A 20,993-nucleotide genomic window follows, 5' to 3' on the forward strand; every position below is an offset into this window, starting at 1 on the left:
GATGGCAAGAAAAGAAGGAGCCCGATTGAACTAGAGACTCCGTCCTAACTTTCCTAATAGGAAGACTATTTTCGCTTGATTTGCTTGATTAGGTAGAAGATAAATCCTGCAACCATATACGCCGCAAAAATGATCAAACACCATTTGATAACCACGTCCCAACCCTTGTTCACATTTAAAAAGAAATAAGGGAAGGGATTGTCCTTGGAATTCGGAATATTGAGTTTTAAGACCAAGCCATTAAACAAGGCAAAAATCATATAAACCAAGGGCAAGATGGTCCACAAGACTGGATCCCAGATCTTGTATTGACCCCGTTTATCAAAGAAGAGGGTGTCGGCTAAAAACCAGAGTGGAACGATATAGTGGCAAAGGAAATTTTCCACACGGTAAAAGTCTGTCGCAATCGGAGCAAGCATAAAATGGTAAATCACACAGGTAATCATGATACTCATGGTAACACCACCCTTGAGACGAAGCAAGGTCGGACTTTGCCAATTTTCACCTGAACGGCTCATCACACGGAGCAGATAGCCCGTGAAAATCGTTACCAAAAGATTGGACAACACTGTGTAGTAAAGGAGCATACCAAAGCCACCGTGCTTGGTAATCTCCAAATAAACTCCTGTAAATGCCGCTAAGAACAAGAGCACACGACTATAAAAAATAAATTTGTAGTTCAGTTTCATGGCTAGATTTTCTTAACAAATTCTGACTTGAGTTTCATAGCTCCAAAACCATCAATCTTACAGTCGATGTTGTGGTCACCTTCTACGATACGGATATTTTTAACGCGAGTTCCTTGTTTCAAATCCTTTGGCGCACCTTTTACTTTCAAGTCTTTGATAAGGGTTACAGTATCGCCGTCAGCCAATTTATTTCCATTGGCATCGATAGCAACAACGCCTTCTTCTACTTCTGCAACTTCTGCAGGGTTCCACTCATAGGCACACTCTGGGCAGACCAAGAGACTTCCGTCTTCGTAGACATATTCTGAATTACATTTTGGGCAATTTGGTAAGTTGTTCATAAGTCCTCCTTAAACTAACAATTATTCTTTAAAATTCATATGTTATTGAACAGCAACTATTATACCGTAAAATCCTACTTTTGACAATGTGTCCTAAGTCCAGCAAACAAAAAAATCATGCAACTTTTTACAGTTACATGACTTTTAAAAGATGATTGGTCATGGGCACTTATCAGGCACCTCATGATAAAAGGGGTAGCAACTATATTTTACAAACCAGAAGCTTGTCCAAGTTCTGCTGCAAGCATCCAAACTGTTTTCTCAAGTTCAGCCTTAGCCCCAACAAAGATATCGTTTGTAACATCATCGCCTTCTTCGTCAGTTACATCCAAAGCTTTTTGGAAAAGAGTGATGAGGTAGCGATAAATAGCTAGAACACGTTCCAAGCTTTCTTCAACGTTACGGAATTCTCCTTCTTCTTCTTCGATTTCACTGTGTTGAAGGAATTCTGTCAAAGTAGAGTATGGTTTGCCACCAAGAGTGATCAAGCGTTCGCTGATTTCATCAAGGTAACCATCAAGGCTATCCATGTATTCATCCATCTTAGGATGCCATACCATAAAACCACGTCCACGCATGTACCAGTGTACTTGATGAAGAGCGATATGCGCTACGTACAAGTCTGCTACTGCTTGGTTCAATACTTCCTTTGTTTTTGCCAATGCTACTGGCGCTGTTTTAGATAATGTTGTTACGTCTTTTAATGCATCTTTTTTCAATTCAACCATTTTTTTCACCTCATAATATTATTTTTGTAACCATATTTATTGATTACTACCTCAGTATACTACACCTAGTAGACAAAAGCAAGAAAATTAACCCATATTAAAAAAGTTGTAATTGACTGATAATTTAAGAAAAATATACAGTCTTTAAAAAAAGACAGTCTTAGCAGACTGTCTGGAATAACCTAGATTATTTTACAAAGTCAAGCAATGCCAAGAAGCTTTCAGCTTCAAGTGATGCTCCACCAACAAGAGCTCCGTCCACATCTGGACAAGCCATGTATTCTGCAACATTTTCAGGTTTAACTGAACCACCGTATTGAACACGAACTTTGTCAGCAACTTCTTGACCGAAGTCAGCAGCTACAACATCACGAACAACTTTACACATTTTTTGTGCGTCGTCTTGTGAAGCTGATTTACCAGTACCGATAGCCCAGATTGGCTCATAAGCGATAACGGATGCAGCAACTTGTTCAGCAGTCAATCCAGCCAAAGCAGCAGATACTTGGGCACCTACGAATTCAGCAGCTTTACCAGCTTCGTAAGTTTCAAGTGATTCACCACAACAGATGATTGGAAGCATACCGTTTGCAAAGATTGCTTTTGCTTTTTTATTGATATCTTCGTCAGTTTCATGGAAGTAGTCACGACGCTCTGAGTGACCGATAACAACGTAGTCAGTACCGATTTCATTCAAAACTTGTGGGCTAGTTTCACCAGTGAAAGCACCTGCATTTTCAAAGTAGCAGTTTTGAGCAGCAACTTTAAGGTTTGAACCTTTAGCAGCAGCAAGAACAGCTGTCAAATCAACTGCAGGAGCTGCGATACCTGCTTCAACAAGGTCTGATGAAGGAAGTTTTGAGGCAACGGCTTCAACGAATGCTTTTGCTTCTTCTGGATTTTTGTTCATTTTCCAGTTACCAGCGATAAATGGTTTACGTGACATTTCACATACCTCTTTTTTCATTTTATTCACTATTATTCTATCATATTTATAAAGAGCTTGCAAACCTTACTCTAATTTTCAAGATTTTTCAAGCGACTAATCTTGCCACAAATTCATGGCATCGAGGAAATCAGCCGAAGCCTGAACTTGTTTGGGATTGTTTGCTTCTCGCTCTGCTCGTTTGGCCTCTACCTGAGCCACAGACTGAATACCTTCATGGCGCCAGTTTCGTAGGATTGCCTGAATATATTTCCAGTTTGGCTTGCCATTGAGAACAGCCTCTCGGAGAGCTTCCTTGATCAAATCCGCCTTAACTCCATCTTCTTTGACCGTCTTAGAAAGATCTTCGATTTCAAATGGTGTTAATAAGCGTCCCAATTCCTGCTGAAAAGTTTCAACCAGATCCTTCAATTGATTCTGCGGATTTGGGGCAGTTGTATCTGGAGTTTGGTTGTCTAGCAAGCTATCCAAGCGTTCAAAAGCCAAACTAGCATCAAAAATGAGCTCAATCTCCCCATTTAGTTCAATCGTTCGGTATTGTAGTAGCCCATTTTCAGTCAAATTTGAAATAGATTGGTTGACATCTGCCACCTCTTTCCCAATGATTTCAGCAATCTGACTAGGTGAAACATCTCCTAGGGCTGTGGTATTTTGTAAATAGAAAAATTGCCAGACCAGAAAATCTTCGCTGGAAGGAAAGAGTTCCTTAAAATGCAAGAGCAGGGCACTTGGCAAAACCAAGTTCCCTGATTTAAAAGCGTCAAAATATGTCATAATTCCTCTTATAGATATCCAAATGCAGCCGCATCATCCTCTACCTTTCTCCAGTCAAAAGGGGTTTCTTGATAAACTGCATAGTTTACCCAATTGCTGAAAAAGAGGGCAGCTGATGAAGACCAACAGAGACAGGGCGTCTCATTTACATCATCATTTTTAAAGTAGTTCTCTGGGATATGAGGGTCGAGTCCCGCCTCATAATCACGAAAATACTCTCTTGCCAAAGTGTCACGATCGTACTCCAAATGACCAAAACTATAAATCTCACGCAAATCTCGACTAGCTAGGATAGAAACCCCAACCTCAGGACCTTCTGACAGAATCTCCAGATTGGTCTTGTTTAAGATTTCTTCTTTTAAAATCTCAGTATGACGAGAATGAGGAGCTACATAGCGATCATCAAAACCTCTAAAAAGAAGGTGCCCTTCTTTCAAGGTGTCCTGTGGATAAATTCCTGATAGTTTCCGATCCATCTGGTGCTTTTCAACGCCATAGCGAACATATAGACCTGCTTGAGCTCCCCAACAGATATGGAGGGTTGAAAAAACATGCGTCTTGGACCATTCGATGACCTGCTTGAATTCCTCCCAATAGTCCACTTCCTCAAATGGTAAATGCTCAATCGGAGCCCCTGTGATAATCATCCCATCAAAATACTCGTCCTTGACTTCAGGAAAAGTTTTATAAAAAGTCTCCATATGCTCTGCACGAGTCGTCTTGGAACGGTGGCTCTCCATATAGAGAAAGTCTATGTCCAATTGCAAAGGAGTATTTGCTAAATGCCGTAACAACTGGGTCTCTGTGACCACTTTTTTGGGCATTAGGTTTAAAATCAAAATTTTCAAGGGACGGATATCTTGGTGGGCCGCACGTTGATCATCCATGACAAAGATATTCTCTGTCCGTAAAATCTCAACAGCTGGCAATTTTTTATCAATTCGAATCGGCATAACCTTCTCCTAACTGTACTCTTTTAGAAATAATTGAATGTGTTTGAAGTCAAATCTCAAACACTTAGTCCCTTTATTATACTGTATGAAGATATAGTTTTCAATTATAGTTTTTCTCTAACTAGCTATAGTTAATTTATATAGCAGATGAAGAGAAAACAGCCCCAAGGACTGTTTTTCATTAATAATGCATAAGTACCTTGTAATCGTAATCTCCGATTTTTTCACGGCCTTTAAGCTCATCCAACTCAATCAAGAAAGCACAACCGGCTACAATTCCACCAAGTCTTTCAATCATCTCAATCGTTGCTTTTACAGTTCCACCTGTTGCCAAAAGATCATCTACGATGAGAACACGTTGACCTGGTTTAATCGCATCAGCATGCATGGTCAAGGTATCAATACCGTACTCTTTCTCATAGTCAGCAGAAATGACTTCACGTGGCAATTTCCCTGGTTTACGAACGGGTGCAAAGCCAATCCCCAACTCAAAAGCAACTGGGCAACCAACAATAAATCCACGAGCCTCTGGACCCACAATCATGTCGATCTTCTTGTCTGTTGCATACTGAACAATTTCACGAACAGCGTAGCTATAGGCATTACCATCTGCCATCAATGGGCTGATATCACGGAAGGTGATACCTTCCTTAGGATAATTTTCAATCGTTGCGATATAATCTTTTAAATTCATCTTTTTCTTTCTTTCAAAGTTTTTACTCTCTATTATACCACATTTTCTGTGAAAGAAGAAGAGGAAAAGCACTATTCTCTTGCTTCATCAGGCTATTAATAGAGTTATTTTACCTGGAATAAACTTATCATCAAAAAAACGAGCACATTCGTACTCGTTTTTAAAAATCTGTTAATTAAAGTGAGTTTACGTCAACCTTGATACCAACACCTTGAGTAGTTGTGATTGTCAAGTTTGTTACGTAAGTTCCTTTAGCTGTAGCTGGTTTTGCTTTTTGGATTGTTTCGTTGAAAGCTTTAAAGTTTTCAACCAATTTTTCAGCTTCAAATGATACTTTACCGATGATTGCTTGAACGTTACCTGCACGATCAGCACGGTAAGTGATTTTACCACCTTTAGACTCTTCAACTGCTTTAGCAACATCCATTGTTACAGTACCAGTTTTAGGGTTTGGCATCAAGTTACGTGGTCCAAGGACACGTCCAAGACGTCCAACAAGAGCCATCATGTCAGGTGTAGCGATAACTACGTCGAAGTCCAACCAACCGTCGTTGATTTTCGCAACAAGGTCATCTTCACCAACAAAGTCTGCACCAGCAGCTTTTGCTTCTTCAGCTTTTGCACCACGTGCGAAAACAAGAACGCGTGAAGTTTTACCAGTACCGTTTGGCAATACCATTGCTCCACGGATTTGTTGGTCAGCTTTTTTAACGTCGATGTTCAAGTTGTAAGCAACTTCTACAGTTGCGTCAAATTTTGCAAAGTTAGTTTCTTTTGCAAGTGCTACAGCTTCTTCTACACTGTATGCTTTTGTGCTGTCGATTTTCTCAAGAGCAGCACGAAGTTGTTTGCTTTTTTTAGCCATTTTCTATTCTCCTTGTAAGTGGTTCAATCGATTTTCATCTCCCACGTCACTTCTCGAAATGATGAAGTCTTGCGGGTTATATTGGGGGTGTTATTGATTAGTCAACAACAGTGAATCCCATAGAACGAGCAGTACCTTCGATCATACGCATTGCAGACTCAATGTTTGCTGCGTTCAAATCTGGCATCTTAGTTTCTGCAATTTCTTGTACTTGTGCACGAGTAACTGTAGCAACTTTAGTTTTGTTAGGTGTACCTGATCCTTTTTCAACACCTGCAGCTTTTTTCAAAAGAACAGCAGCTGGTGGTGTTTTTGTAACGAAAGTAAATGATTTGTCTTCGTATACTGAGATAACAACTGGAATGATCATACCAGCTTGGTCAGCTGTACGAGCGTTGAACTCTTTTGTGAATCCCATGATGTTGATACCAGCTTGACCAAGAGCAGGTCCAACTGGTGGAGCTGGTGTAGCTTTACCAGCAGGGATTTGCAATTTTACAAGTTTTTCGACTTTTTTAGCCATTTTTAAATCCTCCTTTGTGGTTTTGGCGGTAATTAAAGATTTTTACCTCCCACAAGTATGCTTTACACATACCTTTCCATTATACACTATTTATCTAAAAATGCAAGAGAAAAATTACTTTTTTAATCGACGTAATCTCCGCCTTCAAAGCCGTAGTACTCTTCCAAACTGAGACCACTTGCAGCAATTTCTTTGGCTTCTTTTCCGACGTAGCGAAGATGCCATTCTTCCGCCATGTAGCCAGTCTCTTTTTCCTTGCCTTTGAGATAGCGAACAACAAAGCCATAGTCAGCCGCATGATCCAAGAGCCACTGAGCCGCCTTCCCCTCTGTCACCAATTCTCCATTAGTCCCAATCAAATCAAAAGCAAGACCTGTTTGGTGTTCACTATAACCTGGGCGAGCCGAGTAGCGATCTGCTGCTTCCTTACCGTCTTGATTCACATAGTCTTGATAAAGTTTGGTTTGAGTTTCATAACTTCTAAAACCACTGTAGTGATCACTGATTGGGTAGCCAGCTGCTTGCATTGCTGCAATGAGCTTCAGCAACTCTGCTTTAGCTGTTGGATTTTCTCCTGGATTATAGTCTTTTGACAAAGGATAGTGCTTATTAGCTATGACGATTTCATCGTACTTCCCTTGAATACTATAATAGTCTCCCTTATTGACAACTTCTGCCTTCTTCTGACTAGAGGCTTGGGATTTGTTCCCTACAGTTCCTTCAGGTTGACTAGTTTGTTCCGTTTTTTGAGTGTTTTCTTCATTTTTAGGTTTTTCTTGAGAACATGCTGCTAGGGTTACTGCTAGCAAACCAGATAAAACGATGTATCTTTTTTTCATTTTTTCTTCCTCTCTTATACCAAGTGCTTCTCTAATTCATCGGATAAGGCTTTAATCATTTGTTCCAACTCATGGGATTTCACTTGGCAATCTTCTGCCGCCATTTCTTCCCATGGCACCCACCAGACTGGACCACGGCCATTCAATCCATGACCCTTCATATCACCTGATCGTCTTGGAAAGAGGTGCCAGTGAGCGTGGGCATCTCCATTTCCTAGGAGTTCAATATTCATTTTTTCAGCTTTAAACGTTTTGGCAACAGCTTCTTGGACCAAACTCATTTCCTCTAGAAAACGCAATTTTTCAGAAGTCTCCATATGGTGGAGTTCTGTGACATGCTCTTTTGCCAGAAATAAGGTATAGCCCTTAAAGTATTGGTGGTCTCCAATGACAACATAGCCTGTTTCTAGTTCTTTTACAAAGTAGGGATTTTCCCCTGCCTTGATCAGGTCTATCCGCTCACAAATAAGGCACATGAGTCTCTCCTTTCAACTCTAATAAGTTCAAAATATCTTGAGCCTGACAGCTCGAGATTAGCTATATTTGCATTCTCAAGTATATAGGGATTAAATCACTCACTGCCAATCCCTGCTTTATTTACCCCTTGGATATCCGCTGTCATGCTATCCCTATCCTCAGCTGTTTCAAAGTCATGAAAGTTGTAATTAAGGTAAAAGAGTCGGTGTTTATAGATCATCATTCCCCTCACTCTTATCTTTGTGAAATAAATCCTTAATCTTATTTAAAAATGGAATAACTTTAAAATAATTTCTAAAGCGTCTCTTACCTAACTTAGGTTCCTGTAATTTTCTATATTCTTCACTATAAATTGTAGATACTTTACCAATTTCATTTTCCCCGAAAATGATAGCTTTTAAAATTACTTCACCAACAATTAGAATAAGTGAAACTATTCCAACAAGAGGAACTATAAAAACATTATTATGCGAATTATAGGAATAATACGCTGTTATAACATCAACTGCGACAATAAAGAAAAGGAAAGCTATAAAGCCTATTTCAGATTTTCTATCATCGATTTCATTAACACTTAATTCCGGGAGTAAAAAAATTAAAATCACTGCCAAAATTAAGCAACAAGCTAATATTGGAGAGAATTCAGTAGGTTGTTCGATAAAACGATTATACACAGAGTAAATGAGAAATAGCTGAAGTAATAACATCGCATACTGCAATAAATAAAACCATATTTTAGCTGAACTTATGAGCGAAATATTTTTTTCTACTTTTATATCTAGTAATCGTTTAGAAATCTGTATCCGATGAGCTAGTTCTTTTAAATCTTTTATTTGAAGTTTTTGAGAAGCAAGTTTATTCTCTATAATTTCTATTTGGTACCATACATATCCATCATCTTCTATCCACTGATATTTACCAAAAGTTTGTATTTTTCGTCCATACGGATTAATTTTTTGAGAAATTTTAAAAAGTAGTTTTTCTAAATCTGGATTAGCAATCCCTTTATCTACCAGTTCATCGGCATAAACAACTAGTTCTTTAAAGTTTTCTTGTTTATTTTCATACACGTATTCACGATATTCTTCTTTTTTCTTTTGGAAATAAGCATACAAACCCGAAATTAGCCCTGTTATTATGGCAGGAGTTGCTAATTGTTTCAGCATTTCAAACATAATACTTCATCGCCCCTTTACTCCACCAACTCACTTCTAAGATAAACATCTACCATACGCTCAGTCGCCACTACTGAATCAATGTGTGTTCGTTCGTAAGAGTGACTGGACTCAATACCAGCTCCAAGGAGGGCATGTTTGACCTCTGCTCCTGCAGACATAGCCGCTGAAGCATCCGAACCGTAAAATGGATAAATGTCGAGCTTAAATGGAATATCTTGCTCCTTTGCCAAAGCCACTAAATGTTGACGGAAGTCATAGTGATAGGGACCTGAAGCGTCCTTGACACAGATAGACACTGTATATTCATCCGTCTGCTGGTCATCGCCCATAGCTCCCATATCCACAGCTAGATATTCCACTACTTGAGCTGGAATATTGGAGTTAGCACCATGGCCCACCTCTTCGAAGACTGAAAAAGCAAAATGAGTTGTTACTGGCAATGCAATCCCCTCTTCCTTATAAACACGAAGAAGATTGAGCAAAATCGCTGCGCTGACTTTGTCGTCCAAGTGACGTGACTTGATAAAACCAGTCTCTGTCACAACTGTTCGCGGATCGAAACTAATAAAGTCGCCAACCTCGATGCCCAAGGCGCGGGTTTCTTTTTCATTGGTTACTTTTGCATCCAAACGCACTTCCATATTGTCCTGCGTGCGTTCTGCAGTTCCTGCATCTTTGTAGACATGGCATGAAGTCTGGTGGATGAGGATGGTTCCAGATACCTTTTGACCTGTGCTAGCCACATGAACGGTACAGTTTTCTCCCTCAATCATGTTCCAGGGAAAACCACCGATACGATCCAATTTGAGACGACCATCCGGTTTGACTGCACGAACAATAGCACCTAGCGTATCCACATGGGCAGTCACATAGCGCTGTTGGTCATCATTTTGACCTTTAATAGTAACATTGATACCACCCTTGGCTGTGCGAACAGGCTGGTAACCAAGTTTCTCTAAAGTATGGACTAGATAGTCTGAAATCTCACGAGTAAAACCTGTCGGAGATGCAATAGCGGTTAATTCTTTGATATAGTTTATAGTTTGATTCATTTCTTCACCTCTTTTGCTACCTATTATAGCATATTTCAGTAGAGAGGAAAAAAGAAAAATCACTCCTGTAAAGTTGACTTACAAAAGTGATTTCTATTTTTTATTCCATCTCAAAAGCATCACTCTCTTGTTTGTTTGGTAAAACCAAGGAAAGTAATATTCCGATAATTGCTGGCACCAACCATGGTAGAGAGGCAGCTGCAAACGGAAGAGCATTGACGAGATTTGCTAGAAACTCAATCTTAAAGGAACTTCCAAGAACACTTGCAAGAGCAATTGCTGTGACTACTCCAATTGTTAACTGCATGCCCGGTTTTGATAGGGCGAAAAACTTATTAACAATCACGATCATCACAATGGCGATGGTGATTGGGTACAAGATTACCAGTACTGGCACTGAGTACTTAATGATTGCATCCAAACCGAGGTTTGCAATGGCAAATCCAATCAAGGTAAAGGCAGTTGCATAAACCTTGTAGCTGATTTGAGGGAAACGACCGTTAAAGAACTCTGCTGTCGACACAATCAATCCAACTGTCGTTGTGAAGCAGGTTACAGTTACCATAACAGCAAGGAAGAGTTGAGCTGTTGAACCAAAGATTTCCTGAGTTGCTTGAGACAAGATATAAACACCTGGTGTTCCACTCTTCATCACTTCAGCTGGTACAGGGAAGTGATTTCCAAGGAATCCTAAACCGATGTAAAGGGCACTAAAAGCAAGAGCTACAACGATACCAACAACCCAAATAGTTGAAATGTACTCTTTCTTACTTGAGAATCCAAGTTGTTTCAAGGTTTGAACAGCAATCACACTAAAAGCCACTGAGGCAAGGGCATCCAAGGTGTTATAACCTTCTAGGAAACCTGTACCAAAGGCAGAAGATTGATAGGCTGCTGAAGCTGCTTGAGGACTGGTTCCACCATATTTGAAGGCACCTAGTACAACTAGGATAACGATCAACAAAGCAAAGACTGGCGTTAAAATACGTCCGATTCGATCCAAAATCTTTGAAGGATTGAGTGAAATCAGATAGGCTGCTGCAAAGTAAAGCACGGTAAAGATAATCAATCCTAGACCTTTATTTGCTTCAGACAAGAGGGGGCTAATCCCAACTTCGTAAGCTGTTGTTGCTGTACGTGGGATAGCAAAGAAGGGACCAATCGATAGATAGAGGACTGCAAGATAAAGAGTCGCAAACCAAGGTGAGATTTTCTTAGAAATCTCGTGAATGTATCCTTTAGGATTGAGCGTTCCGATGATAAGCGTTAGGACAGCAATCCCGACACCCGAAAATACAAAACCTGCGATGGCAGGAAGAAACTGTTCTCCAGATAAAGCACCTAGAGAAGGCGGAAAAATCAAGTTCCCCGCACCAAAAAATATTCCAAACAGGAGTAAGCCTGTTAGGGCACCTTTTTTAGCCATAATAATCTCCTTCATATTTCTAAAATACTGACCTAGTATATCACGAATAAGAGTATGAAAAAAGCATCACGAAGTAAATATTGAATGTTTTCAATATTTTTAAAAATAAGAATTATCTAAAAACAAAATTCTCCTACCTAGTCCACACCAAATAGGAGAAATGCAAAATTTTAAAGATTTTCAAAGGCCGTCATACCACCTTGAACATTGATGACCTTATATCCATACTCCTCCAAGAACTGACAAGCACGCGCTGATCTCATTCCAGATTTGCAAATGACATAATGCAAGAGGTCCTTATCCAATCGATCATAGATATCAGCTAATTGACTAAGTGGTAGGTTCTGAGCACCTTCTAAATGAAGAGCTTCAAATTCATCTACTTCCCTCACATCCAATACAGAAAGGGACTCTTTCTGGTAAAGTTGGTAAAATTTGTCAAAAACAATTTCTTTCATCATTTCTTCTTTTTGATGCCATTAAGGCAAGATTAAAACCCCATAGGTAAATCCAATCGACTCTAAAAATCGGAACAAGTCTTGGGTTTTAATAAAGATGGTCTTTTCATTATTATTAGGATGGAAAGTCATGATATCCTCCGATACAATGTCCTTATCAAAATAAACTAGAATATCTTTTTCTTCATTATTTAACAAACCAAAAGGTGATACTGTTCCTGCTGGTAGGGTCATTTTCTCAGCCAAGGAGTCCAATGAGGCCATTCGAATTCGATCGGCTCCCACTTGAACTTTAAAGTCATCCATATCCAATCGTTTCTTGTCATCCATTATGAGTAGATAGTACTGAGTTTTCTTCCTATTGGTCAAAAACATGGACTTAGTCCGGACTCCTTCCATTCCTTCAATATAGCTATCCGCCTGCTCTGTCGTAAATACAGGTGGGTGCTCCACCACATCAAAGGTGATTCCCAACTCTTGCAAGGTATTAGCTACTTGTTGATAAGCATCCATAGTTTTTCTCCTTTATTGATGAATAATCTTTTGTACCAATGCTTTCAACTCTGGCACCACTTCTGACTCAAACCAAGGATTTTTGGCCATCCAAATTTGGTTTCGCGGTGACGGGTGCACCAGAGGGAAAAATTCTGGCAAGTAATCCTGATAGTGTCGAACTCTCTCTGTTACCTTACCACTGATTTTCTCATTAAGATAGTAGGCCTGAGCATATTGTCCAATCAAAAGGGTCAATTCAATATTTGGACATTCCTTGAGGAGTTGTGGATGCCATTTTTCTGCGAAACCTGTACGAGGAGGAAGATCTCCTGACTTGCCATGTCCTGGAAAGTAAAAATCCATTGGCAGAACTGCAAAATAACCTGAATTGTAAAAAGTGTCTTCGTCAACACCAAACCACTCACGCAGACGATCACCACTCTTATCCTTCCAATAAATCCCAGCTTCTTGCGTTTTAAACCCCGGAGCTTGACCGACAATATTGATGCGAGCAGTTTTTGACGCCGCAAAGAGAGGGTCGATTCCGCGTTCTGTGTAGCTGGCATTCTGTGGATCAGCCATAATAGCTTTCTTGATTCTTTCAATTTGAGACATCTGTTTTCCCTCCAAAAAGAAGTCTAAGATTAGAATCTCAGACTTCTATATCATTATTTGATCAATTCATAGATAGCTTCGGCATAGATTGCTGCTGCTCTGAAGAGGTCGTCCAAGGCGATAAATTCATTGGCTTGGTGCATGGTATCGATAGAATCTGGGAACATAGCACCGTAGGCAACACCACGTTCTAGCAAACGACCAAAGGTACCGCCACCGATAACTTGCTCATGACCTTTAAGCCCAGTTTGTTTTTCATAGACATTCAACAAGGTTTGTACAAGTGGATCTTCCATTGGCACATAGTGAGGGGTGTGACCGTGTTCAGAAAGACTAACTGAAGCAACTGGCAAGGTCTCAAGGATTGACTTGATCTGCTCTGGACTTGTTCCTTTTGGATAACGGAAGTTGAGGGCAATCGTATTGTCAGCGCTTGTTTCATCGAAGCGGAAAACACCTGCATTCATAGAAAGGGCACCCATCTTTTCATCCACATGAGCCACCTTGAGATTTTTACCCTCATGGTCATTCAAGAGAATCTTACCAGCGATGTCGAGGTAGTCTTTTGCTGGTCCAGCAAAGTCAAATTGGCTGAGGAAGAGTGCTAGGTAAGTAGCTCCATTGACACCTGAGGCAGGCATAGCACCATGGGCCGATTTACCAATGATGGTCACCTTGTATTGGCCAGCTTCTTCTTGGATTTCTCCTCTGAGTTTGTGTTCAGTGACGAAGACATCTAGTTTTCCTTGCAAGTCAGTCAAGTCACCTGAAACGACTGCTGTTGCTGATTCAGGTACCATGTTTTCACGCAAACCACCTGTGAAGCTGTGAAGACGAGCTACACCAGTATTTTCACCTGCAAAGTGAAGATATTCTGTGATGTTTCCTTTTTCACCGTTGATGATAGGAAATTCAGCATCTGGAGAGAAACCGAAGTCTGGTTTCGCAAGTCCTACGTGCTCAAAGTAGTAGTCCATGTCTGCCCAACCTGATTCTTCGTCTGTTCCGACAATGAAACGAACTTTCTTAGAAGTTGGAAGGCCCAATTCTTTGATGATTTTCAAACCATAATAACAAGCTGTTGTAGGCCCCTTGTCATCTGAAGCTCCACGCGCATAAAGGCGACCGTCTTTGATAGTTGGTGTATAAGGGTCTGTGTCCCAACCGCTACCAGCTGGCACCACGTCCATGTGGGCAAAGATTCCGAGAACTTCTTCTCCTTCACCAAACTCAAAATGTCCTGCGTAGTTATCAACATTTTTAGTTGGATAGCCATCGCGGTCTGCGATTTCAAGAAATTTTTCCAAGGCTTTTACCGGCCCAGGTCCAAATGGATGCTGCGCATCTACCTTGCTGTCATCACGTTCAGAGTTGATTTCTAAAAGGCTAAACAAGTCAGCCAAGAGGTCTTCTTTGCGTTTTTCTACTTCTGCTGTAAAATCAATTGCTGTCATTTTTTCTTCCTTCTATCTTTTCTCGATGATTTCATCCACTGGCAAGCGGTAGCTTGGTTCCAATTTTTCATCTGTGTAACCTACCGTAATCAAGAGTTCTGGGCGGAAACGGTCTTCGATATCCAAAACCTCATTGGCTTTTGATTTGTCAAATCCAAGAATAATATTAGAACCAATTCCCTGGTCAGTCAGTGCAAGAACCAAGTTCATAGCTACTAGTCCTGCATTAAGAGCTAGATAGTCGCTGATCTGTTGCTCACTGTAACGTGCAAATTCAGCAGGCAGATTCTTCATAAAATATTGAAGTTGCTCTTCTGAGAAATTCTTTGCGCCACCAACACGGGCAATCTTGCGGGCACGTTTAGCAAGGTCTGTATCTGTAAACAAGGCAATGGTTACAGGTGCTGATGACACCTGCTCAAAGTTCGAACCGTATGCCAATTTTGCCAATTCAGCATTTTTCTCACGAACGACTACAAACTTCCATGGCTGGCTGTTATGGGCACTTGGGGCTAAGGTTGCGATTTCAATAGCCGTACGTACATCTTTGGGATCCACCGGCTTATCAGTGAAATGCTTGGTTGCATGACGTTTTTTATTTAATTCAAGAAATTTCATAATCGATTTCCTTTTCTAATTCTACTGCTTCCATTCTACCATAATTTGAAAGAGCTTGCAGAGATTTTTCATAGAGTTAGTACTTCTTTCAAACTCTCTACTATCCACTTGTAGCTCTTTATGTAGGTATCGTTTTGGATTTAAACAAATCAAAAAGCAGGTGATAATTCACCTACTTTCTCATATTATTGACCAGATGTGTATGGAGCAACTGCTTTATAAGCCGCTTCCAGCGCTTTCTTCATTGTGTCACGTCCAGTTTTCAACTGTTGAACAAATAGAGTACGCGTTTGTTCTGGCACTACTGTATCATCAGAACCAATACTTGAAAGGCTTTCGTTAAATGACTCTCTTACAGTCTCCATAGACTTAAGCGCGGGTTCAACTTGGGCGTTATATGCTTCTTTTCCACTCTCTGGAATTTTTTCCCCAATTTCAACTGCATGCTTTTTATAATTGTCGACTAGTTTACCAAAGACTTTCTTCACATCTCCAACAGTTTTAGCATTGTCAATTTCTTCATCGGTGATCAAAACAACCTCATTATTTTCTGTCTTTGAACTAGACGTTGTTGATGAAGTCTCTGAAGAAGAAGTTTGTTCTACAGAGCTTGAAGCCTTAGTCGAAGAATCAGACGTTGTTTTCCCTGAACATGCTGCTAAAACAACAACAGATAAAAGAGCCATACTGGCTGTAATAATTTTCTTCATAATGTTCTCCTTTTTATTAAGAATTGAGTTCATTGTATAACAAAATAATTTCAATGTCAAACTTTAGCTAAGGCATCTTTTTTTCCTCATCGTCTGACTCTTTTCTAAGCGATTCGACTACAAACCTCACTTCAAAATATGGGCTACCCGCTTTATTTCTAACTTTGCAGAAAATCAAAATAATCTTTTACATCCTCTACATACCCGTGCTTTTCGATTAAACTAGCCAAAAGTTCCAGATTGTGCCCCCGATAGTTGTCATCTCTACGTAGTTCTTCATACATTTCGATAAAGGGAAGCCCCTTGGACTTGGCCAATTCTAACTCCGCTTCATAGTCATAAGCAACCTTACGGAATTGGATATTGACCAATTCCCCATCTTCCACTTCTACCACGGCATACTGGGCACGGTGATTTTTTAACGCCTCCCAATCAAAATAGGGCATGCCAATTGTACCTGGATTGATGATTTGTTGCCCTTGGCTTCCATAACGAAGCAACTGCTTGTGGACATGACCATAGACTGCCACGTCCGTTTCCTCATCTAGGAGTTGGTCAAATTTATCTGTGTTATTCCCAACAGACAAGTCACCACCATAGTTCTTATTTGGCAAATTATGAGAAAGAGAAAAGCGTAGCCCATCAACTTCTTTCTTTTCTAGCATAGGTAAGCTTCGTAGCCAGACAATCGTTTCAGGATCCATTCGCTCCATCAAATACTGTGTCATACGCAAGAGCTGAACTTCCTGTGGGTCTTCTAAGCCATATTGCCCATCTAAAGCCTCAAGGACACAATCATCCCAATTGCCTCGAACACTTGCCGTGATAGGAAGGCCTTTTAGCAGGGAGACTAGGTCATTTGCACCGGGACCGGGAAGAAAAATATCTCCCATAAGCCAATATTCACTGGCTCCTTGAGTTTTAGCATCTGCAATCACCGCTTCTAGCGCTGTCACATTGCCATGAATATCTGATAAAATTGCGATTTTATGGTTCATGATGATTTTCCTTTTTCTATTTCATCTAGCCAATTGTGAAACTCCCAACGAAGAGGATTTTCCTTGCCTACTTTTTGTCTCAAATAACCTTGATATTGAAGATAGAAAGCGTAATCTCCCCAACTACTCCACACTTGAGAAGGTCTTGGGATACACAACTTTTTATTAGCCCTCTCTAACACGATGTTATCTATCGGTACGTGTAAAAAAGGAAAAACGGAGTCTAGGGGTACAGCCTCCAGCATATAGAGATACTTGAAAGTCATATTAATCCACTTTTGAGCATGACCGTAAGTGAATCGAATCCCATTTGAGCGATAGCAATCTATCAAAACATCACAAGTCCTATGATGCCAACTATCAAAATCAGTTTGACACAGCTTGTCCCGATTCAAGAGATTTAAAATCGCTTCTTTGATACACTTAGAAGCTCGATTTCTCATCTCCAAGCGCTGTTCATCTGGCATGCCATGAAATCGCAAGGTTCGATTAAAATCAAGATAGGCTCGAGTAGTTGCAGCTAAAAATAAATCTTTTGAATTCCCAAAGTAAGCAAATCGTAAAAAAAGGAGTATATCTCTGTCAATCTCAATCCTATTCATTTCTTCTACTTTCTATCTAGATACTTATTCTAATTCTTTTAATGGTTCCGCCACTTGAGCCAATTCCACTTCTTCCTGAGGGTTCAACTTTCTCTGAACAGCTTCTGCGACTACCCTTGGCACACCAACTTCGACAATCTCATCCAAACTGGCTTCCTTGATTTTAGTGAGAGACTTAAAATGTTTCATGAGATTTTGCTTGCGTTTAGGTCCCAATCCTTCAATCCCATCCAGTTGTGATGAAAAGGAATTTTTGGAGCGCAGTTGCCGGTGGAAAGTGATAGCAAAGCGGTGCACCTCATCTTGGATGCGTTGGAGGAGGAAAAATTCCTGAGAATTGCGAGACAACTCCACCACCTCCAGCGGATCTCCAAAGAGCAATTCATGGGTTTGGTGCTTGTCATTCTTTTGCAAACCAGCAATTGGGATATCCAAGCCCAGCTCTTCTTGGATGACCTGCTTAGCAATATTGACTTGACCTTGTCCCCCATCAATTACAATCAAATCTGGAGGAGTCAAACCGTCACGTTGAACTCGACCATAACGCCTGCGAATAACCTCTCGCATACTAGCATAGTCATCTGGACCTACAACCGTTTTTATCTTGTACTTTCGGTAGTCTTTTTTACTCGGTTTGCCATTAACAAAGACCACCATAGCTGAAACAGGGCTGGTTCCCATGATATTAGAGTTATCAAAGGACTCGATGCGAACCGGAGTCGGGATTTGGAGCAAACGTCCCAGATTTTCAATAGCCCCTTGGGTCTTTTCGACAGATTTTTCTAGCAGGTTAAATTTCTGCTCTAGGCTGACTCGAGCATTTTTTATAGCTAGATTGACCAGTTGTTTTTTCTCTCCGCGCTGGGGCTTGAGAATCTTGGTATCCACCAAGGCCTTAACGGCTTCTTCATCGATATCCTGCGGAATCAGCACCTCATTGGGAACCAGGTGGGATTTTTCTTGATAGAATTGTCCCACATAGGTCAAGAAGTCCTCGTCCGGATCATTGTAATAGGGGAAAAGATTGACATCCCGCTCAATGAGCTTGCCCTGACGGACAAAGAAAACCTGCACGCACATCCAACCCTTGTCCACATAGTAGCCAAAAACATCGCGATTTTGCAAATCTTTGGCCATGACCCTTTGCTTAGTCCGAAGCGTTCCAATCGCCTGAATCAAGTCACGGTATTCCGCCGCACGTTCAAACTCCATACTTTGAGCTGCCTTTGCCATCTTCCCCTTGAGGTCATCTATGATTTTGTCATCCTGCCCCTTTAGGAAATCAGAAACCTCCTGAGCCATGGACTTGAAATAAGCCTCATCTTTCTTACAGATGGTGTGGGCCATACATTGGCCGATATGGTAGTAAAAACAGACCTTAGAGGGCGGGTTGGTACACTTACGAAAAGGAAAAATCCTATCTAAAAGTCGCTTGATTTCATTGGCTGCCCCCACATCTGGATAGGGACCAAAGTAGAGACCACCGTCCTTTTTGACCTGACGGGTGATAATCAATCGAGGATAGCGCTCATTGGTAATTTTGATAAAAGGATAGGACTTATCATCCTTGAGCATGATATTGTACTTGGGCTTATTTTCCTTGATGAGGTTGATTTCTAGGAGAAGTGCCTCAATATTGGACTCAGTGACGATAAATTCAAAATCTACAATTTCAGACACCAGTGCCTCCGTCTTGGTATCGTGACTCCCACGGAAATAGGAGCGCACGCGATTGCGTAGATTTTTAGCCTTTCCTACATAGATAATGGTGCCATTTTTATCCTTGTGAATGTAACAACCAGGGCTGGTCGGCAAGAGCTCTAGTTTTGATTTGATTAAGTTATTCATAGTTCCATTATAGCAAAAAGCCTGTAACAGGACGAACAAAAAGCCCCACCGATCACTTGATGGAGAGGAGCTTTGATTTCATTTCGGATTGCACTGACTTCATCTAGTCGCTACTGGTATAGAGCTCTTGAACAGCCTTCACATCCTGAGGCTGAATTCCATAGTAGGAACCTGCTGGCTGCATGACAGAAGTTTCGTTGGTATGATCCAATCCGATGGCATGCCCCAGCTCGTGCTCCGCCGTGTGCACGATCCGTTCATAAGAATAACCATAGTTTGGATTGGATAGATAATAGTGATTCAGGCGAACCGTTACAGATATAAATTGTTTGGTTAACAAATTAGTTTGACTCTCGGCTTGACCAGCTACAGCTGTCGATCCATCATTCATTTCACTTGCCACAATATCTGCTTGGCTAGAATCCGCTACCACCTCAAAGGTAAAGGCTCCCGTTTGATTCCAGTTTTTTATAGCTTCTGCATAGGCACCTTAGAAGGTCTCATCCATTTGAGGTTCAATATAGATGCGAGCTGAGGCCTGAGCCCACTTGCCTTCTGCATGTTGGTGACTGTCTGTCTGAGACAAGACCTCCAGCGTTCCCGTCTCCTTCCACTGATTCCAGCCACCTTGACCAATCTTACTCATTTTTTCAACCTGATTGACCGCAGAATGAAAATCACCTGTCAGATACCAAACCACTCCAAAGGCAATGAGAAGTAGAATGACCACAGTCCAAACCAGACGCCAAAAGAAACGCCAAATTCCCAAAAGAAATTGGAGAAATAATCGAATAATCCAGAACATGACACTCCACCTTTCATAAAAATAAGAATCTATCTCAAAATCGATGGTCTCCCATAATCAAGATAGATTCTCTATTTTACTCAAAAAACTGAAAGAAACCTAAAACTAAGATAAGCGCTCTTCCAAAACAAAGTTAATTGGGAGAGTAGCTAAAAAACGCTCCAATTGTTTTTCCCAGTAGTACCACTCATGAGTGCCAGCACTATGACTATAGGTCACTTCAAAACCAAGTTTCTTGAGGTTCTTCACTGCTAGGTTATTGGCAGAGTAGAGATAATCTTGCTCACCACACCAAGCCCAAAGTTTGGTTTTTTTATCCGATTTCGTAGCAATACTTTCAAGCGAATGAGGGCTAGTTGTCCAGTCTTTGATTTCTCCAAAAACTCCTCTCCAGTAGGCAAGTGAGCCCATATCCTGACTTTCAGGAGAAAATTCTTGAAAACTGAGCGCACCAGAAAAACTAGCCGCATGAGAAAAACGATTGGTTGCGAGAGCCAGTTTGAAGGAACCATAACCACCCATGGATAGACCTGCTATGAAGGTCTTTTCTCGCTTGCTGGTCATATTGGGGAAGAAGCGTTTCATGACTTGGGGGAGTTCTTCTGCTAGAGCAGTAAAGTAGTTAAAACCGTACTGGGTATCTGTGTACCAGCCATTATTTGTATTGGGCATGATAACAATGAGATTGGTCCCGCGCAACAAGCGCTCGACATTGGTTCGCTTGAGCCAGCTATTCTGATTTCCTGACATTCCGTGCAAAAGATAAAGGACAGGAATATCTGTGCAATCTGGTTCAGTCACTCGACTAGCATCTGGATAGAGCACGGTGACGCCCCACTCCATATCCAAAACTTCAGAGTAATACTCGATATTCATAACTGCCATGGTTTTCTCCTTTATACTAT

25 protein-coding genes and 1 pseudogene are annotated in these 20,993 nt (G+C 40.8%); all 26 read right to left on the reverse strand.

The window, feature by feature from the left end:
• Positions 1-65 precede the first annotated feature (65 nt).
• Positions 66-689, reverse strand: coding sequence for a Pr6Pr family membrane protein (locus B7725_RS08460; protein ID WP_000775204.1), 624 nt, complete (start codon positions 687-689; stop codon positions 66-68).
• A 2-nt stretch (positions 690-691) separates the two neighbouring features.
• On the reverse strand, positions 692-1,030 hold the full coding sequence (locus tag B7725_RS08465) for a zinc ribbon domain-containing protein YjdM (RefSeq protein ID WP_001061600.1): 339 nt from the start codon (positions 1,028-1,030) through the stop codon (positions 692-694).
• A gap of 209 nt (positions 1,031-1,239) precedes the next feature.
• Positions 1,240-1,758: a Dps family protein gene (locus B7725_RS08470; RefSeq protein WP_084875648.1), complete on the reverse strand. Its 519-nt coding sequence runs from the start codon at positions 1,756-1,758 to the stop codon at positions 1,240-1,242.
• 187 nt (positions 1,759-1,945) lie between these two features.
• On the reverse strand, positions 1,946-2,704 hold the full coding sequence (gene tpiA, locus B7725_RS08475; RefSeq protein WP_007520446.1) for a triose-phosphate isomerase: 759 nt from the start codon (positions 2,702-2,704) through the stop codon (positions 1,946-1,948).
• 96 nt (positions 2,705-2,800) lie between these two features.
• Positions 2,801-3,478 carry a DnaD domain-containing protein gene (locus B7725_RS08480; protein ID WP_070535625.1) on the reverse strand — a complete coding sequence of 226 codons (678 nt, stop codon included), beginning with the start codon at positions 3,476-3,478 and terminating at the stop codon, positions 2,801-2,803.
• An 8-nt stretch (positions 3,479-3,486) separates the two neighbouring features.
• Entirely contained in the window at positions 3,487-4,431 is a 945-nt protein-coding gene (metA, locus tag B7725_RS08485; RefSeq protein WP_084875650.1) for a homoserine O-acetyltransferase MetA, read from the reverse strand.
• A 181-nt stretch (positions 4,432-4,612) separates the two neighbouring features.
• A complete protein-coding gene (locus B7725_RS08490) occupies positions 4,613-5,125 on the reverse strand; it encodes an adenine phosphoribosyltransferase (RefSeq protein ID WP_001049315.1) in 513 nt (170 codons plus the stop codon).
• A 175-nt stretch (positions 5,126-5,300) separates the two neighbouring features.
• Positions 5,301-5,990, reverse strand: a complete 690-nt coding sequence (gene rplA / locus B7725_RS08495) for a 50S ribosomal protein L1 (protein WP_001085675.1) — start codon at positions 5,988-5,990, stop codon at positions 5,301-5,303.
• A gap of 97 nt (positions 5,991-6,087) precedes the next feature.
• On the reverse strand, positions 6,088-6,513 hold the full coding sequence (gene rplK / locus B7725_RS08500; RefSeq protein WP_001085808.1) for a 50S ribosomal protein L11: 426 nt from the start codon (positions 6,511-6,513) through the stop codon (positions 6,088-6,090).
• Positions 6,514-6,635: 122 nt separating this feature from the next.
• On the reverse strand, positions 6,636-7,352 hold the full coding sequence (gene ldcB, locus B7725_RS08505; RefSeq protein WP_084875652.1) for an LD-carboxypeptidase LdcB/DacB: 717 nt from the start codon (positions 7,350-7,352) through the stop codon (positions 6,636-6,638).
• A gap of 14 nt (positions 7,353-7,366) precedes the next feature.
• Complete coding sequence (locus B7725_RS08510) at positions 7,367-7,828, reverse strand: HIT family protein (RefSeq protein WP_084875654.1); 462 nt, start codon at positions 7,826-7,828, stop codon at positions 7,367-7,369.
• Between the two features lie 95 nt (positions 7,829-7,923).
• Positions 7,924-8,052: a hypothetical protein gene (locus B7725_RS10240; protein ID WP_275655512.1), complete on the reverse strand. Its 129-nt coding sequence runs from the start codon at positions 8,050-8,052 to the stop codon at positions 7,924-7,926.
• Positions 8,039-9,004 carry a hypothetical protein gene (locus B7725_RS08515; RefSeq protein ID WP_084875656.1) on the reverse strand — a complete coding sequence of 322 codons (966 nt, stop codon included), beginning with the start codon at positions 9,002-9,004 and terminating at the stop codon, positions 8,039-8,041. The genes B7725_RS10240 and B7725_RS08515 overlap by 14 nt, the downstream gene beginning before the upstream one ends.
• Before the next feature lie 17 nt (positions 9,005-9,021).
• On the reverse strand, positions 9,022-10,059 hold the full coding sequence (locus B7725_RS08520) for a M42 family metallopeptidase (RefSeq protein ID WP_084875658.1): 1,038 nt from the start codon (positions 10,057-10,059) through the stop codon (positions 9,022-9,024).
• Between the two features lie 100 nt (positions 10,060-10,159).
• Positions 10,160-11,485, reverse strand: a complete 1,326-nt coding sequence (gene brnQ / locus B7725_RS08525; protein WP_162279025.1) for a branched-chain amino acid transport system II carrier protein — start codon at positions 11,483-11,485, stop codon at positions 10,160-10,162.
• A 170-nt stretch (positions 11,486-11,655) separates the two neighbouring features.
• Positions 11,656-11,943: a rhodanese-like domain-containing protein gene (locus B7725_RS08530; RefSeq protein WP_084875662.1), complete on the reverse strand. Its 288-nt coding sequence runs from the start codon at positions 11,941-11,943 to the stop codon at positions 11,656-11,658.
• 21 nt (positions 11,944-11,964) lie between these two features.
• A complete protein-coding gene (locus B7725_RS08535) occupies positions 11,965-12,456 on the reverse strand; it encodes a prolyl-tRNA synthetase associated domain-containing protein (RefSeq protein WP_084875664.1) in 492 nt (163 codons plus the stop codon).
• A 12-nt stretch (positions 12,457-12,468) separates the two neighbouring features.
• Positions 12,469-13,053 (reverse strand): uracil-DNA glycosylase family protein, encoded by a 585-nt coding sequence (locus B7725_RS08540; protein WP_084875666.1) that lies wholly within the window; start codon positions 13,051-13,053, stop codon positions 12,469-12,471.
• Positions 13,054-13,106: 53 nt separating this feature from the next.
• Entirely contained in the window at positions 13,107-14,507 is a 1,401-nt protein-coding gene (gene pepV, locus B7725_RS08545; protein WP_084875668.1) for a dipeptidase PepV, read from the reverse strand.
• A 12-nt stretch (positions 14,508-14,519) separates the two neighbouring features.
• Positions 14,520-15,125: a nitroreductase family protein gene (locus tag B7725_RS08550; protein WP_084875670.1), complete on the reverse strand. Its 606-nt coding sequence runs from the start codon at positions 15,123-15,125 to the stop codon at positions 14,520-14,522.
• Positions 15,126-15,310: 185 nt separating this feature from the next.
• Positions 15,311-15,835, reverse strand: a complete 525-nt coding sequence (locus B7725_RS08555) for a hypothetical protein (protein ID WP_000720912.1) — start codon at positions 15,833-15,835, stop codon at positions 15,311-15,313.
• A 158-nt stretch (positions 15,836-15,993) separates the two neighbouring features.
• Positions 15,994-16,833: a metallophosphoesterase family protein gene (locus tag B7725_RS08560; protein WP_084875672.1), complete on the reverse strand. Its 840-nt coding sequence runs from the start codon at positions 16,831-16,833 to the stop codon at positions 15,994-15,996.
• Entirely contained in the window at positions 16,830-17,435 is a 606-nt protein-coding gene (locus B7725_RS08565) for a hypothetical protein (RefSeq protein ID WP_084875674.1), read from the reverse strand. Before B7725_RS08565 ends, B7725_RS08560 begins: the two co-directional genes overlap by 4 nt.
• A 24-nt stretch (positions 17,436-17,459) precedes the next feature.
• Positions 17,460-19,283 (reverse strand): excinuclease ABC subunit UvrC, encoded by a 1,824-nt coding sequence (gene uvrC / locus B7725_RS08570; protein WP_084875676.1) that lies wholly within the window; start codon positions 19,281-19,283, stop codon positions 17,460-17,462.
• Between the two features lie 103 nt (positions 19,284-19,386).
• Positions 19,387-20,088: pseudogene (locus B7725_RS08575) on the reverse strand (matrixin family metalloprotease).
• A 105-nt stretch (positions 20,089-20,193) separates the two neighbouring features.
• Positions 20,194-20,973 carry an alpha/beta hydrolase gene (locus B7725_RS08580; RefSeq protein ID WP_084875678.1) on the reverse strand — a complete coding sequence of 260 codons (780 nt, stop codon included), beginning with the start codon at positions 20,971-20,973 and terminating at the stop codon, positions 20,194-20,196.
• Positions 20,974-20,993: the final 20 nt, after the last annotated feature.

Origin of the sequence: Streptococcus oralis subsp. tigurinus, from assembly GCF_002096275.1 — a bacterium.
Classification (GTDB): domain Bacteria; phylum Bacillota; class Bacilli; order Lactobacillales; family Streptococcaceae; genus Streptococcus; species Streptococcus oralis_CN.

Bases quoted from the DNA above. Each gene is read 5' to 3' on its own strand.
- B7725_RS08460 (WP_000775204.1), bottom strand. From the start codon at position 689: ATGAAACTGAACTACAAATTTATTTTTTATAGTCGTGTGCTCTTGTTC.
- B7725_RS08465 (WP_001061600.1), bottom strand. From the start codon at position 1,030: ATGAACAACTTACCAAATTGCCCAAAATGTAATTCAGAATATGTCTAC.
- B7725_RS08470 (WP_084875648.1), bottom strand. From the start codon at position 1,758: ATGGTTGAATTGAAAAAAGATGCATTAAAAGACGTAACAACATTATCT.
- tpiA (WP_007520446.1), bottom strand. From the start codon at position 2,704: ATGTCACGTAAACCATTTATCGCTGGTAACTGGAAAATGAACAAAAAT.
- B7725_RS08480 (WP_070535625.1), bottom strand. From the start codon at position 3,478: ATGACATATTTTGACGCTTTTAAATCAGGGAACTTGGTTTTGCCAAGT.
- metA (WP_084875650.1), bottom strand. From the start codon at position 4,431: ATGCCGATTCGAATTGATAAAAAATTGCCAGCTGTTGAGATTTTACGG.
- B7725_RS08490 (WP_001049315.1), bottom strand. From the start codon at position 5,125: ATGAATTTAAAAGATTATATCGCAACGATTGAAAATTATCCTAAGGAA.
- rplA (WP_001085675.1), bottom strand. From the start codon at position 5,990: ATGGCTAAAAAAAGCAAACAACTTCGTGCTGCTCTTGAGAAAATCGAC.
- rplK (WP_001085808.1), bottom strand. From the start codon at position 6,513: ATGGCTAAAAAAGTCGAAAAACTTGTAAAATTGCAAATCCCTGCTGGT.
- ldcB (WP_084875652.1), bottom strand. From the start codon at position 7,352: ATGAAAAAAAGATACATCGTTTTATCTGGTTTGCTAGCAGTAACCCTA.
- B7725_RS08510 (WP_084875654.1), bottom strand. From the start codon at position 7,828: ATGTGCCTTATTTGTGAGCGGATAGACCTGATCAAGGCAGGGGAAAAT.
- B7725_RS10240 (WP_275655512.1), bottom strand. From the start codon at position 8,052: ATGATGATCTATAAACACCGACTCTTTTACCTTAATTACAACTTTCAT.
- B7725_RS08515 (WP_084875656.1), bottom strand. From the start codon at position 9,004: ATGTTTGAAATGCTGAAACAATTAGCAACTCCTGCCATAATAACAGGG.
- B7725_RS08520 (WP_084875658.1), bottom strand. From the start codon at position 10,059: ATGAATCAAACTATAAACTATATCAAAGAATTAACCGCTATTGCATCT.
- brnQ (WP_162279025.1), bottom strand. From the start codon at position 11,485: ATGGCTAAAAAAGGTGCCCTAACAGGCTTACTCCTGTTTGGAATATTT.
- B7725_RS08530 (WP_084875662.1), bottom strand. From the start codon at position 11,943: ATGAAAGAAATTGTTTTTGACAAATTTTACCAACTTTACCAGAAAGAG.
- B7725_RS08535 (WP_084875664.1), bottom strand. From the start codon at position 12,456: ATGGATGCTTATCAACAAGTAGCTAATACCTTGCAAGAGTTGGGAATC.
- B7725_RS08540 (WP_084875666.1), bottom strand. From the start codon at position 13,053: ATGTCTCAAATTGAAAGAATCAAGAAAGCTATTATGGCTGATCCACAG.
- pepV (WP_084875668.1), bottom strand. From the start codon at position 14,507: ATGACAGCAATTGATTTTACAGCAGAAGTAGAAAAACGCAAAGAAGAC.
- B7725_RS08550 (WP_084875670.1), bottom strand. From the start codon at position 15,125: ATGAAATTTCTTGAATTAAATAAAAAACGTCATGCAACCAAGCATTTC.
- B7725_RS08555 (WP_000720912.1), bottom strand. From the start codon at position 15,835: ATGAAGAAAATTATTACAGCCAGTATGGCTCTTTTATCTGTTGTTGTT.
- B7725_RS08560 (WP_084875672.1), bottom strand. From the start codon at position 16,833: ATGAACCATAAAATCGCAATTTTATCAGATATTCATGGCAATGTGACA.
- B7725_RS08565 (WP_084875674.1), bottom strand. From the start codon at position 17,435: ATGAATAGGATTGAGATTGACAGAGATATACTCCTTTTTTTACGATTT.
- uvrC (WP_084875676.1), bottom strand. From the start codon at position 19,283: ATGAATAACTTAATCAAATCAAAACTAGAGCTCTTGCCGACCAGCCCT.
- B7725_RS08580 (WP_084875678.1), bottom strand. From the start codon at position 20,973: ATGGCAGTTATGAATATCGAGTATTACTCTGAAGTTTTGGATATGGAG.